The sequence below is a fragment of the Leptospira mayottensis 200901116 genome, assembly GCF_000306675.2.
In the GTDB taxonomy this organism is placed as follows: domain Bacteria; phylum Spirochaetota; class Leptospiria; order Leptospirales; family Leptospiraceae; genus Leptospira; species Leptospira mayottensis.
On sequence record NZ_CP024871.1, the window covers coordinates 670,889 to 686,064 of the forward strand.

The following is a 15,176-nucleotide window of genomic DNA, read 5'->3' on the forward strand; positions in this document are numbered from 1 at the left end:
AACAAAGAAAGAAAATATAAGAATAAGTATTTCATAAAATATTACCAAGTCGCAGAAAAGGCTCCTCTCAATTCTCCTAATTTGTAACCCTTTGCTTGGTCGTTAGGATAAAGTTCGGCAATTTTTTTGGATACCGCCGGGTTTATATCTTGAGGACCACCGTGGCATTGTAAACAGGTCGCATTCTGAAGAATGATGGGTTGTAAAATCCGAACTTCTTTGTCTTTGGATAAAACGATCGTGTAGGGAGCCATTCCGGTCTTTTGAGATTCTTTCCATTGATTGAAAATTTCGGTTTCCCAGACCTCGGGTCGATGACTGGGGTTTCTCGGTTTTTCGGAAATTCTTTTTATAAGAACTCCGGGAAATTCTGCCTTGAGATCGGCCTCCTTTTTAGGAGAAATTGTTCGACAGACATTGATTGCGCCTACGATTCCTTTAGTTCGAATTGCGGATTCTAAATTCTTTTGTAAATCGATTTGAAATTCTGAGATTAGCCGAAGTAAAATTTCTTTCTTCTCCGGATTCTGTCCCGAATCGCAGACCGCAAAAAACTGAATGAAAAGCAAGAAAGACAATAACTTTACTGGATTGTTTTTATATGAGAAAAAAACGCGAAATTGTTTTTGAGAAAATTTGGAAAAAGCGTTCATCGAATCCATTCTAACCTTTCCCTTTACAATGGAAAAGGATTTTAAAATTCTTCTCTACTTTAAATCCATGAATGAAGGAATTCGAAGCAGCTTGTTCATTCTTCCTTTGAAAAGAATGGACAGAATGTCTTTTTTTTGATTTCTGGAAAGTATCATCCAGAATCAACTCAAGCTTGATTCGATTATCAAAAGCAATTCGTAGGGGATAATAAATCATGTCCGGACATTCCAAATGGGCGACGATCAAACGTAAGAAAGACGCGATCGATTCCAAACGTGGGGCTATTTTTACAAGAGTCGCGAAGGAAATCACGGTGGCGGCAAAGATGGGAGGAGGAGAGCCGGAAGGAAATCCTAGACTCAGACTTGCAATATTAAAAGCCAAATCGGTAAACATGCCCAAGGATAATATAGAAAGGGCGATCAGAAAAGGGACAGGAGAACTGGAAGGAGTCGTTTACGAAGAATGTCTTTATGAATGTTTCGGGCCGGCTGGAATTGCAATCATGGTTTCTGCGGTGACCGACAAAAAGTCCAGAACGACTCCAGAGATTAAAAGTATCCTTACAAAACTAGGAGGTTCACTTGCGACTTCCGGTTCCGTAAGTAGGCTTTTTGAAAAGAAAGGAGTGATCGTTTTAGAATCTTCTCAAATCGGGGAAGACGAACTCGTGGATCTTGCGGTGGGCGGGGGTGCGGAAGACGTAATTAACGAGGGAGAAGTTTATCGAATCATCACCACCCCGGAAGATTACGAGACTGTACTTCAGGCACTGAACGAAAAAGGGCTTAAGTCGGAAGAGTCGGAAATTCGTTATATTCCTTTGATTGATTCCGAAATCGCGGATAAAGAAATTGCAGAAAAAGTGATGAAGTTGATCGAACAACTTGATGGACACGACGATGTTACCTCAGTCACTTCTAATTTCGAATTGGCAACTTCACTCGAAAAAGAATTTGAGTAACCTCTTAAAAATTTCCATCTCTGTTTGGGAGTAGGATTGAGAATTATCGGAATCGATCCGGGTTCGCATAGGGCCGGTTATGCGGTTTTGGAAAAAACCGCTTCTAAAATCCGCATTTTGGCCTATGGAACCGTGGAGGTTCCTTCGGGAACTCCGAGTCCGAATAATCTTTTGGTATTGCGGAAGGGGCTTACGGAAATTTTGAGAGAGTTCAAACCTTCTGTTGCTTCGGTTGAGGAAATGTTTTTTTCGAAAAATAAAAAGACTGCATCGAGAGTATTTGAGTCAAGGGGAGTTCTTTTAGTTACTTTAGCAGAAATGAATATTCAGATTTTGGAACCTACAGTTTCTCAGATTAAAAAAGGAACTACCGGAAGCGGAACTGCGGACAAAAAACAGATCCGTCAAGCCTTGAAACTCTTGCTCAATATCGATCTGCTAAAAGGACATGACGATTCTTGGGACGCCGTTGCAGCGGCGTACGTCGGACTTTCGATGAGTTCCAGTCCTTTGTTGAACCTTTTCAAGTAAAAGATTCATTTTAAATATTTGTGAATTAACGTGAGTTCGGCACAACAAATGCGAAAGCGATTGTAGTGGAAATTCCGTCGAAACATTATGCTGCGTCCATAGATTAGTATGATTCTTGAACATAAGGCAGTTCCGAGTATGATATTCTTGAATCGACGGAGTCAAGAAGGCCGGTGGCAGATTGATCGCTCTGTCAGTCGTTCGAAGGGGTTAAGACATCTCGCTCCTGAACTCGAAGTATAACGCTCTCTATTTCTCACAATTACTTGGATCTCTTCCGACAATCCTCTGTGAAACGTGCGCGCCCCACCCGCGTTTGGGTGGCGGGAAGACTCCGGTGATTTTTCACTATCAGAAAATCATACTTTTTGCAAGTAAAAAGCCTCGTTCTTGTCGGAACACTTGAAAAAATATGTGTTTTGGATTCTTACTATTTCAAAATTCCTCTCAACTTGTAAGTCCGCCTTCTGAACTGAAGGTCGCAGAGCTTTCCCATGGGTCGCTCTCTTGGGGTAAGAACCCGATTCATAGAAAGCAGTACTATAGCCTGTCCTGTCTTAAAAACTTCGGAACATTGGCCTCGACGAAAACTTAGTAGTTATAAATATGCTTGGAAGTTTGTAAACTACCAAAGGGACGTAATTTGTGGGAACTTCTATATTTTATTACGAACTTTACTGAATGATTGTAACTGATTTCTTTTAAGGTTTTTAATTTGAAAAATTCAACTAAAACGCTTTCGTAAAAAGCGTTTCAGTTTACGAGCCATTCACCCAAACTTTTTTATATCGAATTTACTTTGAATCAGTTCAATTGGAGCTTGTGTGAGTTCCTACAATTGTAAGATAGGGATTGCCGTTAATTTAAGTGAAGCGTTTCCTGCGAAGTATCTTTCAGGTGATAGAAAACACACTATGAAGTTTTTACGAAGAAAATTTCCTTCATTTGTCAATTTAGAGATTGGTCCAAGTTCAATAGTAGGTTAGGCTAAAATGTAGGAGTTCCCGTAGTATTTCCAATCTAGAGAATTGGACTCCAATGTGGAAACTACAACTTTTTAAATTTAATGGGAGAAAAACTTTCCCAATTTGCCTGTATCGGTAGACTATTTTCTGAAAAATAGATTATTTCTTTTTCTTTGCTGAAGTTCTTTTTTTCTTAGAGACCTGTTTTGATTTTGTAGATCTTAAAGAGGAAGAAGGTGTTTTAGGGGTAGTCTTTTTTTTGTAGGTCGATATGGAAGATTTAGGGGAAGTGGACAGTCTTTCGGGTTGTTGTTTAGTAGATTCTAATTTTCTAATAATTGGTTTTGGGTCTTTCTTTTCTTCCGCAGTGATCAGATCGAACAGACATTCGATACCAAGAGGGCCCATAAATAAATTCAAATGACCTGCTTCCGGGAGTTCCACGTCGTCGAAATGACCTAAACGAGAATTTTCGGAGGGAAGAATAATTTGATCTTTTTTCGTAAAAACGGATTGTACATTAGGCAACTTTCCGAATATTTCACCGGCTTCTCGGATGAACTTGGAATTCGGCATCATCTGCCAACTGCAGACAAACATGGGTAGGAAATATGAAAGATATGTTCCTTTTACGGGAGTTCCTGCGATGAAAATTTTTTTAACACGATCTCTTCCTTTATAAGTAAGACCGGAAGCTATCAAACCGCCCATTGAATGGCCTACAATATAACAATCTTTGATATCCTTTTCGATAAGAAACGTTTCTAAAATTTTGCTTTTTTTTCGAATGTTTCCCAATTGAAATCCGAGAGGAACTGTATAAACCGGATGTCCGTTTGTGGAAAGATGTTTTAACATTGGTTCCCAGGAAAGAGTTCTACCTAAAAATCCCGAAACCAAGACTACAGGACGTTTATCACCTTCTGGAGAATTTTCCAATTCGATAAAAATTCCGATCATCATATGCCAGATATAAAGAATCGTGTACCATTTTTCCGCTAAAAATTGTAGAATCGGATTTCGAACGGAACGATTGTCAGATACGTAGGCGAGATGATCATTCATGGAGTTGCTCCCGGTTGAATCCGGATTTAAGCATGATTTTCCTGATTGTCACGGCTTGAAAATCAAAAAAAGAAAGTAGAAACTTTTCCACAAAATCAAAAATATCTCTTGAAATTTATTCTTTCCGAAACTTTAAAGAAGCGGAATTGATACAATAGCGTAGCCCGGTAGGCCTCGGCCCATCGTTAAATACATGACCTAAATGTCCTCCACATTTAGCGCAAAGAACTTCAGTCCTCACCATCCCATAGTTACTATCTTTTTGTTTGTCGATAGCACCTTCTTTTGTGGGTTGATAGAAAGAAGGCCAACCGGACCCGGATTCGTACTTGGTGTCGGAAGAAAATAAAACGGCACCACAAGCGGCGCAAACGTAGGTCCCTTTATCATGATTTTTATAAAGGTCTCCGGTAAATGCCATTTCGGTTCCCTTTTGTCTTAAAATTTTATATTGTTCCGGAGTAAGTTCTTTTTTCCATTCGTCTTCGGATTTATTGATTTCGTAACTCATACTTCCTCCTTTCGGGTTTGAATTGTTCTTGATTTTACAGCAATCTGAAAGTATTAAAGATACTGCCATAACCGGGAATAAAAACATGTTTTTCATAAGTAAAGATTCGTTTTCGGTCGGAAATAGGTTACTGGAAAAACGGATCAAAAACAAAAGCATATTTTTTAAATACGAGGGCGTTGTTTTGACATGGTCGAGTAGCTCGCGATAGCACCCTTATTCATACACTGGAGAATGGAATCATGCCACGATCGGTTTGACAAGAGCCGTTGGGAGCGAGAGTTTTATGTACGGTTCCGTGAGGCGCACGAGGAACGTTCTCATGTGCTCTCGAGCGTATTTACGTTTTTACTTGTCGATATTGATCTTACTCCCCGGAATGTTTTCTTTGAGACGAGAAACGATCTTTGTCTTTTGATCCGGTGAAAACGAGTTTCCCCACAAACCGATTTCTTTCAGTTTTTTGAGCTGATAGATACTTTCAGGCAGGTCGGTCAATTTGTTATTACCCGCTGATAATTCCTCCAAGTTTTCCATAGTGCCGATCGTTTCCGGTAAAAACTCGATTTGATTTTTTTGGATATCGAGCGATTTACAATTTTTGAGTTTTTCGATCGTGTCGGGCAAAAACCGGATTTTCGTTTTGGAGATTTCAAGTGTGTACATGGAATCCATATCTCCGATTTCCTTCGGAATTTCCTCAATATCCACGTCGCTCAAATGGAAATACTTGCAATTCTTGAGTTGACCGATTTCAGGAGTTAATTCTTTGATTCCGACCGCGTAAGTATGGATAGTTATCAATCCTGTGATTTTTCCGATACCGTCCAAACTTTTGAAAGGATTATGACGAAGATCCAATTCTTCAATGGAATTTATACCATACAAAGCTGTGGGTATTTTTTCGAATTTATTTTCTCCCAAATTCAATCGTTTCAATAAAGTCAACTTCTGGAGGCTTTTCGGTAAATCTTTGAGTTTGTTTCCGCAAAGATTCAAATGATTCAGATTGACAAGAGCCCCTACGTCTTCCGGAAGTTTATTGATTTTTTCCGTTCGAATATAAAGATATTTTAAATTACTCAATTTACATATCTCAATTGGAAATTCGGTTAATTTTTTGGAAATGATGGATAAGTCCTTGAGATTTTGCAGGGCCGTTATCGTATTCGGAAGTTTTGCGATTTTCGTGTTCCAGCAGGACAATGTTCTAAGTCTTGATAGTCTCCGATCTCGTCCGGTATTTCTTCAAGATTTCGATCATCTATAAGCATGGATTTATCTTTAGAGTTATATAGTTTACTTAAATCTATTCCTTTTTTTGTAAGTTCCTGATAGGGAGAATTCTTAATTTTACCGGAGCTATCGAAGATTACCTCCGATTCCTCGTCGTCGTGGTGATAAGCGAACATCAGATAATAAGGAGTTTGTTTTTCGATTTGTAAGAATGAATCCTCTTTCAAGGTTTGTAATATGATTTCCCTCGACATTTTGCAAAGGATATTCTGCATTACGATATAATCCTCTCCCATGGTTTCCCAAATGTCGTCGGGTTCTTCTTTAAGATTTTTACGAATCAGATCCGAAAAGTCGATCACCGATTCGTTATCTACGGCCCCTTCTTCCATTGCATTTTTAGGATCGTTACTTTCCGTATCGTAGTCAAATTCGATCGAATACTGTGTTGCGGCGTCGTCCCATCGGATATCGAAAATTCCGATCGGTTCTATGTCTTTCTCCTTAAGTTTCTTCCAATAAGAACAAATGGATTGAAATACTTTCTCCGCTTCCTTTTCCCAGTTGATTTTTTGGAAGGTTTTTGCGTATTTCGATTCCTCGAAATCCTTAACTTTTACTTTCAAAAATTGATGGAACGAATCACTTAATAATTTTTGAATTGACTCCGAATTTTGTTCCGTCAACCCAGCTTCGACATACCCTTTTTTCAACTTTTCACGGAGTAGCTTTTCCGCTTCTTGTAAACATTCTTTTTCGTCAGAAAACGTTTTGGTGGAACTCTGACCGGAGGATCCGATTTTTCCGAAGGTTACGGTAAATGTACTTCCGGAAACTTCGATGCTCCAAAATTTATGAGAACCTTCATCTTGATAAATTAAATATTTTTTCATTCAGAACACTGTTATTTTGTTTGGATAGATGGACAATCGAATTACTCGACGAATTGGGTTTCAAATCGGAACTGAAGTGATCTGAATCAGTAGAGTTGTTGAAAAATTAATTCTTCATCTGTTTTTGTTTTATGAAAACGGTCGATTAAATAGTTTTGTTAAGAACTTGTCCTAAAAGCTGAGAAAAGAAATCGGTTCCAAAAGTTCGTAATAAAGCGAAAACGTAGGAGTTCCCACGGATATGACTCTTTGATAATTTACGGGCTTTCGAACAGATTTTATTGTTCGTGCACTCTTGTCGGAGTTCTTACGATTCCAAGGTTTTGGGACAAGTTCTAAACTGAGTTATGGAATTTTTCAACAACTCTAATATGAATTCGATATAAAAAAGTTTGGGCTCTTAGAAGCTATCTCAAAAATACTTTATCTTTACTTAAAACGCCGATTCGAATTATTCTAAGATATTTTTGAGGCAGGCTCTTCGTCTCGGATTGAAAATCGGTATTCTACGTTATGAGATGATTTCTACCTCAAAAAATTCTGTATTCTTCCACAATCTCTCGGAGAGAATGATCCATTTCACGGATAAAACGAAGTTCCCTGGTCATTCTCCACATTGTAACCGAACCGTGATAGGCCATCAAAATTCTTCTCGCGACGTATTGAATATCCATGTTTCTTTTAAGTTGGCCGGAACCGATCGCTTTTTGAAGATAATCGCTGATCATCCGGATCCATTTGGCTACGATGTCTTTGAGGAACTCGGTGTATTCGGGATCGGAATCCATTACTTGACTTGCAAAACCTGCAAAAGGACATCCCACGAATTCTCCGTGGCGGATTTGTTTTTCTTTGAGAATTACCCAGGCCCTTAAAAATTCACCGAGATCGAGATAACGATCCATCAAATCTTGTAAGTCGCTGAGAGTTTTTTCTTCCTGACGTGATAGATAAGCAAGTCCCAATTCTTTTTTGGAAGGATAATGATCGTATAAGCTTGCCGCTACGGAATTAGACTCTTGAATGATCTGCCTCATTCCGGTGTTGGAAAAACCTTGTTTGTAAAAGAGAGAAGTGGCCGTATCTAAAATCCTTTCTCGAACACCGGTGCCTGATTCTTTCTTTTTGCGAGGTTGAGTTTTCATGTCGTGATTCTATAAGGTTCAGTCTTCAATTGGAAAGAACTTCTGTCAATGAATTTGAAAAATAAGAACAAAAAACAGAACGTTCGTTCTGTTTTTTGTTTGATCTAAATTTAGCTCAGTCTAAACTAGGGTTAGAATCTCCCTAATACGCGGAGGCCGATATGATCGCGAATGAAATTCAACTCGTGACTCGGATATCCGATCTCGACACTCAAAGGCATGTGACTAGCAGGACTTATGAGAATTTCTGTCTGGAAGGCAGATTTCGAATCTTGGAAGAGAGCGGATTTTCTCTAAGAGAAATTTTGTCTCAAGGGATAGCGATCCATCCTTTAGAGTCTCAGATTCGATTTCTCGCTCAGCAAATGGAAAGGACTAATTTAAGAACGGAAACTAAAGCATTTCCATTGGGAGACGGTAAGATTTTTTGGGATCAAAAAGTTTTATCGGATGTGGGAACTCCTGCAGCGGAGATTAAAACGCTCACGTTTTCAGATAAAGGCGGAAGCTCAATTGATCTTCTTCCTTTGGAAAAAACGGAGATGAGCGGATTCGATCAATTTCCGCAGATCCCCGATTTTAGAGGAACTTGTAAAACGGTGGATACTGAAATGATTACTCTCTATAGTGAGAGAAATATATTCGGAGAATATAATCCAGCTTACCTCTGGAGAATCATCGAGGATTCCAGATGGTTTTTTTCCACCGAGACTGGGCTGACACTTAATCGTTTTGTGGAAATGGACACCACGATGTTTTTTATGGGTGGTGTTTTTAAGTTTTTTCATCCCGTACCGGCGGGGCGGAGAATCAAAGTTAGTACGTGGATTCATTCTTTTGAAAAAATCCGAAGTTATATGAGACACGAAGTTACGGATGCGGAAACAAATCTGAGATACTTTGCGGTTCAAGATGAACAATTGGTGGTTTCTTTCACCAAGGTTCGCCCTAAAAAAGCTCCCGAGGAGTTTCAAAGGCTTGTAGGTGAATATGTGGAGAATTTTGAATATTCTAAAAAATGAATATAGTATTGATTGTTAAGAATTTGAAGTTTGGAGAAAAAAAATGAAATTAGCAAAACCTTTGGCACTCTGTACGCCAAGAAGAACTCCTTTTGCTCAGATCGCGAAAGCTCTGGGACCATACCCTGGACATCATCTGGGGAAAATAGTCGCCGAAGACATTCTCGCTAAAAGCAAACTGAAGCCGTCTCAAATCGACGGAGTTGTGGTTGGAGAGGGATTTAGTAATGCGCCTAACTCTGCAAGAGTGATCGCTAACTTGGTCGGAATGAGGGACGAAATCGCTTGTATCACGGTTGCGAATAATTGTGTTTCCGGAATGGAAGCAGTTGCAGAAGCAGCCCGCAGAATTATACTCGGTGAAGGGGAAGTATTCCTCGCAATCGGCGAAGAATCTCAAACTTCCATGCCTTTTATCGTTAAAAATGCTCGTTTGAATAAGAAAGCGGGATCTCTCGATAAACTCAAAAAACTTCTTCCGGATAACCTTCCTGAAGGTGTTGAGCTAAGGGACACTCTGGAAGACGGACTCGGAGATGGAGAAACCTCGTACGGAATGCAAGTAACCGCGGAAATCGTAGCTCAGAACTACGCTCTTTCCCGCGAAATCCAGGACAAAATCGCTTTCGAATCTTTCAAAAGGGCATTAGAAGCTTCTAAAGCGGGTAGATACGCTCCTTACATTATTCCGATGAAAGACGATGAAGGAAACGAACTTGCTATCGACGAAGCGGTGGGTCTACGCGAAGGTTTGGTGGAAAACCCAACTCGTATGGGACGTGCTATGCTTATGTTCGACAATCCCGGAATGAAATTCGAAGAGTTCAAAACAAAATACGCGAAGGATCTTAAAAAATCCCACGGCCCGACGGTTTCCATCTTTAATGCAAGTCCTCGTTCCGACGGCGCTGCGGGTGTGATTGTTACAACCGTTGAAAAGGCGAAAGAACTCGGCCTGACAATTGAAGCCGTTATATCCGGATGGCACATGAAAGGCGTTCATCCGAATAATATGGGAATCGGACAAGCAGAGGCTACCAAAGCGTTGTTAGCCGATGTAGGTCTTAAAATTCAAGACATCGATTACGTAGAGATCCACGAGGCATTTGCCGCAACTGCCGTGGGAGCTCTCGAACAAATCAAAATGGACACCGGTTGGGATTGGGAAAAATCTTTCGACGCTAAGAAGATCAACCCGAATGGCGGCTCTATTGCGATTGGTCACCCGTTCGGCGCGACTGGGATTCGTTTGATTGCAAATGCGATCATGGACCTAAAGGAAGATTCTTCCGCTAACAAGGTCGTGATTACAGCTTGTGCTCACGGTGGTATTGCAGGCTCTATGCTAATCGAAAGATTTAAAGATTAATTAGAATTTTAAGTTTTTCTAAAATAAAGATTAGTTTCCTGTCTGTCTAAGGAAGGAATATGAGTTTAAAAGCCCCGGTATTAGCTGGGGCTTTTGAATTTATATCTCCTACTCTTTGTATCCGTTTTACACTTCGTTTGAGTAAGAACCCATCTCAAAACCGTCCAACGTAGGAATTACTACAATTTTAAATAAAGATAAATTATTTTTGAGATAACTTCTCGTAGGTTTCCACACTTTTTGGAATATAGGAGCCTCGACGAGAACTTAACAGTTATAAAATATGCTCGAAAGCTCATAAGCTACCATACCCAAGGGACGTAATTTGTGGTAGCTTCTATATTTTATTACGAACTTACTGAATGATTGTAACTATTTCTTTTAAGGTTTTTAAGACAGATTTTTATTTTTATCGCGTAATTCTTCTGTTCCAATACGAGTTTTGTGTTGGATTACAAACGAGATGAAAAAGATGTCTTATTATTTTGCATAATATTCAAAACGCAGAATGGATTTTGTCGGAGTTACTACTTGGAAAAAATTCTTATTTGAAGAGTTCGCAATCAGTGCATTTTTGGGAAAACGAACCAAAAAACGATAAATATGTTCTGTCGTGGTGATCACATCCGAATCGTAAAGGATCGTTCCTGAAGGGTAAACTCCGGGAGGAACAGTTTGATAACCGAAGGTTCCATAAAAAGGAAGAGCTGAAAAACGGTAGTTTCGAACTCTGGCGGTGAACGTCTGAATGTAGTAATTCCAGATTTTTTCTGAAGGTTTGTCGTTTAAAGAAAATTGAAATTCCAAAAACTCTGGAAGAACTCTCGTTTCTGGAATGATCTGAAATAGAATATAAATACCTTCCGAATCGTTGATCGAGCTTACTTCTTTCCATTTTTCGATTCTATCCTTCGGAATTCTCGACGCTAATTCGTTTTTAAGATCCTTTCTAATTTCTTCGAAATCTTCTTTTTCGATTTTGGACGCGGAAACTTGAAATCCGGCTCCGTAATAGGGCAATTCGGAAAGGCGATTCGGTTCACCTTGGAGCTTTAAGTCTTTTCCTGCGCAAGTAGGTAGGAAGAGAATCGAAAAAAAACATAAGTATATTGGTAACTTTGAATATTCTTTTCGACAAACGTTTGTTATACGATCAATTTGGTTCCGCACGAAGGACAAAATTTCGCTCCATAAATTTCGATTTTAAAGCCGCATTCATGACAGTATTTTGGAAGGGTGGAAGGTGGAGTTTGAGTCTGAAGTTGTTTCGGAATATTTTGAGCAATCTTTTCGTCGAAATCTTCCAGATCCTTTACAATTCCTGAGGAGATGGTTTGAAATTCGGTTTCGGTAAGTTTTCCCGTATCGAATTCGATTTTAATGTCTCTTAGATTTTCCAAGATTATTTCCCTTCGGTTGAGCAGTTCCAACTTTTCAGATTCCGTTTCGGAAGTTTTTGCGTGAATTGCAAATCGAATATATAGAAATGGGGAAACTACGATCCCGAGGAGAATGATATAAAATGGAATGAGCAAAAGGTCCATTATTTCTGTTTTTCCTGTATTTCGGAAAGATATCTACGGAAAGAATCTTCGTTTTGTTTGATGGTCTTATCGGACGTCCGTTTAGAAATGTCCGGACTTTTACGTTTAACATAAAGATAGATAAATAGAATCCCTAAAAGACCCGCAAGTGCGAGGCTGAGATTGATCCACGTAGAATCGGGATCTGCCAAAATATTTTTTCCAAATCCGAAAACGACCGAGTTCGCCATACCCGTGTTACCCGATTCTACGAACTTTTGAATCACGGGATCGTTTAGAGCTTCCTCTCCAAAGCCGTGAACCATTTTGTTCACGATAACTTCTGCACTTTCTCCTTTTTGAATCCGGTTTTCTATGAAAAGTTTCAGTTTTGCGGAAACTGTACAATTGTTAAAGGAACAACTTTTGATCGTAATCGAGGGAATACAAATACATCTGATTTTGGACGTAACCTCGTGGAAAATACGGATTTGATCTGGTTCCGTCAGATTCGTGAAAGTGGAATCGGCAGACAAAGACGAACCAAGAACGTAAGCGAATAAAAACGTTAAGGGAATTAGAATTTTGTAAAATTCTTTTTTCATGATCTGGATTCTCCGATTGGAAGAAGAATCAAAAGCCCCGAAAAGAAAAAGAGTAATGATCCCGCCCAGATAAATTTCACGAGTGGATTTATCCAGACTTCGAGATTGGCGACGATTTGTCTCGGAAATCGATTGAAGTTCTCCAATTTGCGAACCGGTTGATTTTCGTTCGTAAATAAATAGTTCATAAAAAGAAGAGGGAGGTCTGGATTTTCATCTGAAAGATCGGAATGTTCAACGGCACCCAACTGAATGTATAAATCCTCTTTCGGGGTGGAAGTGATCGAGGGCTCGCTTGTCGGAATATGAGTTTCGAATTCTCCGCTTAAGTGCGAGATTTGAGGATAAAATCTTCTTTCAGTCACCATCGTGGAAAATTCTTTCAGATGACGTTTAACCTGAAAAGTCGCCTCGTGAGAAACGATTACGTTCTGTATGTTCAATCCGTTTTTTGCGTCTCCGTTTACAAGGGGTTTGATTTTGAGGGTGTCCGCAGAGATCTGATAGTTTCCTAAAATTCCGGTATCCTGGCTAGAATAGACGATTTCGTTATTTTCGGGAGCGTTTAAAAAATAAAAAAATTTAATAGAAGTGTTTTGTTTGAACGCATTCCCTGCGTAACCGATAAAAAGGATCACCATCGCCAAGTGAACAAGATAACCGCCGTATCTTCTTTTGTTTTTCAAAAGCATTCTGAAACCGGCAAAGAAATAATTTTCTCCGAGATAGGAAGTCTTTCGAGCGAGGATACCTCTGTGATATTCTTGGAGGATTCCAGAGATCGTAAAAATTCCGAGACCGACTGCGATCACAGAATACACTTCTCCTAAAACGTCTCCAAGACTGTAATCGCTGATTGAAAAATTCTGCCTATAGAAAAGGATATAAACACCTGCTCCAGCAAATCCGACTAACAGCGGTTTAATGAGAGTGGAAAAGAAAATCTTATCCGCCCCTTTTCTCCAGGCCAGGAGAGGCGCCGAACCCATCAAAAGCATTAAAAGGATTCCCGCAGGGACTCCCCAGGAGTTGAACCAGGGTGCTTTGAATTCTCTTCCGTAAAGAAGAGGCGAAAAAACTCCGAGGAGAATCGCAAGAGTTGCAATTACGAGAAGAAAGTTGTTAAAAAGAAAACTTCCTTCTTTGGAAGTCATCGCTTCAAGATTGTGTTCGGGTTTGAGAAAGTTTCTTCTATAAATCAAAAACCCGAGAAAAAATACAAAGCTTATTCCGATAAAAACGATAAAGGGGGTTCCGATTGTGGACTTTGAAAAACTATGAGGACCTTCGAGAACACCGCTTCGAGTGATCCAGGTTCCCAATAAGCAAAAATGGAAAGCGAGGATGATCAAAAGCATATTCCAAAATTTTAACATTCCTCTTCTTTCCTGGATGATCATGGAATGAAGAAATGCGGTCGATAAAAGCCAAGGCATCAAAGACGCGTTTTCCACCGGATCCCAAGCCCAATAACCTCCCCAACCCAATTCCTCGTAGGCCCATTTGGATCCGAGGAGAATTCCGGTTCCTAAAAAAAACCAAGAGAAGATCGTCCATCTTCTTACAAAACGAAACCAGTTTTCGGAAAGATGTCCCGTGATCAAAGCGGAGGCGGCGATCGCAAAAGGAATTGCAAAACTCACATAACCCGCATAAAGGATCGGAGGGTGAATCACCATCGCCCAGTGTTGCAGAAGCGGATTTAGGCCTCTTCCCGCGACGGCGGCCGGTTGAAATTCTCGAAATGGTTGTGCGTCCGGATAGAATACAGCGAGATAGGAAAAAAAGGCGGAAATGACAGCTAACGTTAGATTCATGATTGGGATTCGATCCTGAACCAGTTCTCTAGTTTGCCAAAGGACGATGAACGTAAAAACGGAAAGTAAAAGATTCCAAAAGAGAAGAGAACCTGAAGATCCGGACCAGATTCCGGTAAGTCTGTAAAATAAAGGAAGGTGTTCGTTCGAATGCATCACCACGTAATAGTTTGAGAGATCGGTTCTGAAGAGTTGAACGAGCAGAACGGTAAAGGCAAGAAGAATAACCGCGGTGTTTGCCGTTAGGGTGTATCTTCCTAATTCGATTGCTTGTTTGTCTTGTTTCCAAATCCCGTAAGAAGTCTGAACGATCGAAAAAAGAAGAATCGCGAAAGAAGTGATGATACAAAGTGCGCCGAAATCATTCATATTAAAAAAACGTAATCCTTTTATTTGTTTTCTTCCGAGTAATCGGCTTCGTATTTGGAAGCGCATTTTGCTTCTACGTGATCCGAGACTAACACTCCGTCTTTTATATAACCGTCTACTCTGGCACGAGTACCTTCTTTAAAAGCGTCCGGAAGAAGAGTTTCTCCCGTAAAAAAAACAGGAATTTGTTTTTCGTTGAATTCTAATATGAACTTCGCGGTTTTGCCTTCGCGAACCACGGAACCTAATTTCACAAAACCTCTGACTCTTAAAAGATCGTCCTGGTATTTGGCTGGGGATGCTGCGAGTTCTGAAGCGTCGAGAAGGGTATAGGATGTTTCCTTGGAGGAAAAGTAAGCGATGGAGCCGAGGGACAGAAGAATGATCCCTGCGAGGACCGTAAATTTGATGTTCATCGTAAAAATTCCGATTGTTTTCGTTTTAGACCATAAAATCGGAACGGACGGACAGAGAAAAGTGGAAATATCTTCGTTTTCTTCCGTTCCA

13 protein-coding genes and 1 pseudogene are annotated in these 15,176 nt (G+C 39.9%); 4 read left to right on the forward strand and 10 right to left on the reverse strand.

Translation table 11 applies throughout. The features are described from left to right. Positions 1-41 precede the first annotated feature (41 nt). The gene (locus LEP1GSC190_RS03080) at positions 42-653 is read right to left on the reverse strand and encodes a Tll0287-like domain-containing protein (RefSeq protein WP_173380643.1); all 612 of its coding nucleotides are present in this window, start codon (positions 651-653) and stop codon (positions 42-44) included. A 215-nt stretch (positions 654-868) separates the two neighbouring features. Here LEP1GSC190_RS03080 and LEP1GSC190_RS03090 point away from each other — a divergent pair, with 215 nt between their 5' ends. Both LEP1GSC190_RS03090 and LEP1GSC190_RS03095 read left to right on the forward strand, forming a co-directional pair. Beyond that, on the forward strand, positions 869-1,618 hold the full coding sequence (locus LEP1GSC190_RS03090; protein ID WP_002764661.1) for a YebC/PmpR family DNA-binding transcriptional regulator: 750 nt from the start codon (positions 869-871) through the stop codon (positions 1,616-1,618). A gap of 36 nt (positions 1,619-1,654) precedes the next feature. Next, positions 1,655-2,149, forward strand: coding sequence for a crossover junction endodeoxyribonuclease RuvC (locus LEP1GSC190_RS03095; protein WP_002764718.1), 495 nt, complete (start codon positions 1,655-1,657; stop codon positions 2,147-2,149). Positions 2,150-3,273: 1,124 nt separating this feature from the next. Here the strand turns inward: LEP1GSC190_RS03095 and LEP1GSC190_RS03105 are convergent. The 4 genes and pseudogenes from LEP1GSC190_RS03105 to LEP1GSC190_RS03120 form a co-directional block, all read right to left on the reverse strand. Next, positions 3,274-4,179: an alpha/beta fold hydrolase gene (locus LEP1GSC190_RS03105; RefSeq protein ID WP_002764726.1), complete on the reverse strand. Its 906-nt coding sequence runs from the start codon at positions 4,177-4,179 to the stop codon at positions 3,274-3,276. A 115-nt stretch (positions 4,180-4,294) separates the two neighbouring features. Beyond that, complete coding sequence (msrB, locus tag LEP1GSC190_RS03110; RefSeq protein WP_193786431.1) at positions 4,295-4,690, reverse strand: peptide-methionine (R)-S-oxide reductase MsrB; 396 nt, start codon at positions 4,688-4,690, stop codon at positions 4,295-4,297. Between the two features lie 348 nt (positions 4,691-5,038). Next, positions 5,039-6,819 (reverse strand): annotated as a pseudogene (locus LEP1GSC190_RS03115) (leucine-rich repeat domain-containing protein). A gap of 530 nt (positions 6,820-7,349) precedes the next feature. Continuing rightward, positions 7,350-7,964, reverse strand: coding sequence for a TetR/AcrR family transcriptional regulator (locus tag LEP1GSC190_RS03120; protein ID WP_002761632.1), 615 nt, complete (start codon positions 7,962-7,964; stop codon positions 7,350-7,352). Between the two features lie 161 nt (positions 7,965-8,125). On the opposite strand from LEP1GSC190_RS03120, the gene LEP1GSC190_RS03125 reads away from it, so the two are divergent. Further along, on the forward strand, positions 8,126-8,986 hold the full coding sequence (locus LEP1GSC190_RS03125; RefSeq protein WP_002761613.1) for an acyl-CoA thioesterase: 861 nt from the start codon (positions 8,126-8,128) through the stop codon (positions 8,984-8,986). 43 nt (positions 8,987-9,029) lie between these two features. After that, the gene (locus tag LEP1GSC190_RS03130; RefSeq protein ID WP_002761604.1) at positions 9,030-10,355 is read left to right on the forward strand and encodes a thiolase family protein; all 1,326 of its coding nucleotides are present in this window, start codon (positions 9,030-9,032) and stop codon (positions 10,353-10,355) included. Between the two features lie 480 nt (positions 10,356-10,835). Here LEP1GSC190_RS03130 and LEP1GSC190_RS03135 read toward each other — a convergent pair whose 3' ends face one another. Genes LEP1GSC190_RS03135 through LEP1GSC190_RS03155 form a run of 5 tightly spaced genes read right to left on the reverse strand, consistent with a single transcriptional unit; the run spans position 10,836 to position 15,085 of the window. Then, positions 10,836-11,465 carry a hypothetical protein gene (locus LEP1GSC190_RS03135; RefSeq protein ID WP_237578354.1) on the reverse strand — a complete coding sequence of 210 codons (630 nt, stop codon included), beginning with the start codon at positions 11,463-11,465 and terminating at the stop codon, positions 10,836-10,838. Positions 11,466-11,500: 35 nt separating this feature from the next. Then, positions 11,501-11,899: a zinc ribbon domain-containing protein gene (locus tag LEP1GSC190_RS03140; RefSeq protein ID WP_002761523.1), complete on the reverse strand. Its 399-nt coding sequence runs from the start codon at positions 11,897-11,899 to the stop codon at positions 11,501-11,503. Then, the gene (locus tag LEP1GSC190_RS03145) at positions 11,899-12,483 is read right to left on the reverse strand and encodes a cytochrome c-type biogenesis protein (protein ID WP_002761469.1); all 585 of its coding nucleotides are present in this window, start codon (positions 12,481-12,483) and stop codon (positions 11,899-11,901) included. The genes LEP1GSC190_RS03140 and LEP1GSC190_RS03145 overlap by 1 nt, the downstream gene beginning before the upstream one ends. Continuing rightward, positions 12,480-14,669 (reverse strand): heme lyase CcmF/NrfE family subunit, encoded by a 2,190-nt coding sequence (locus tag LEP1GSC190_RS03150; RefSeq protein WP_002761611.1) that lies wholly within the window; start codon positions 14,667-14,669, stop codon positions 12,480-12,482. The genes LEP1GSC190_RS03145 and LEP1GSC190_RS03150 overlap by 4 nt, the downstream gene beginning before the upstream one ends. A gap of 20 nt (positions 14,670-14,689) precedes the next feature. Further along, positions 14,690-15,085, reverse strand: coding sequence for a cytochrome c maturation protein CcmE domain-containing protein (locus LEP1GSC190_RS03155; protein ID WP_002761641.1), 396 nt, complete (start codon positions 15,083-15,085; stop codon positions 14,690-14,692). Positions 15,086-15,176 lie beyond the last annotated feature (91 nt).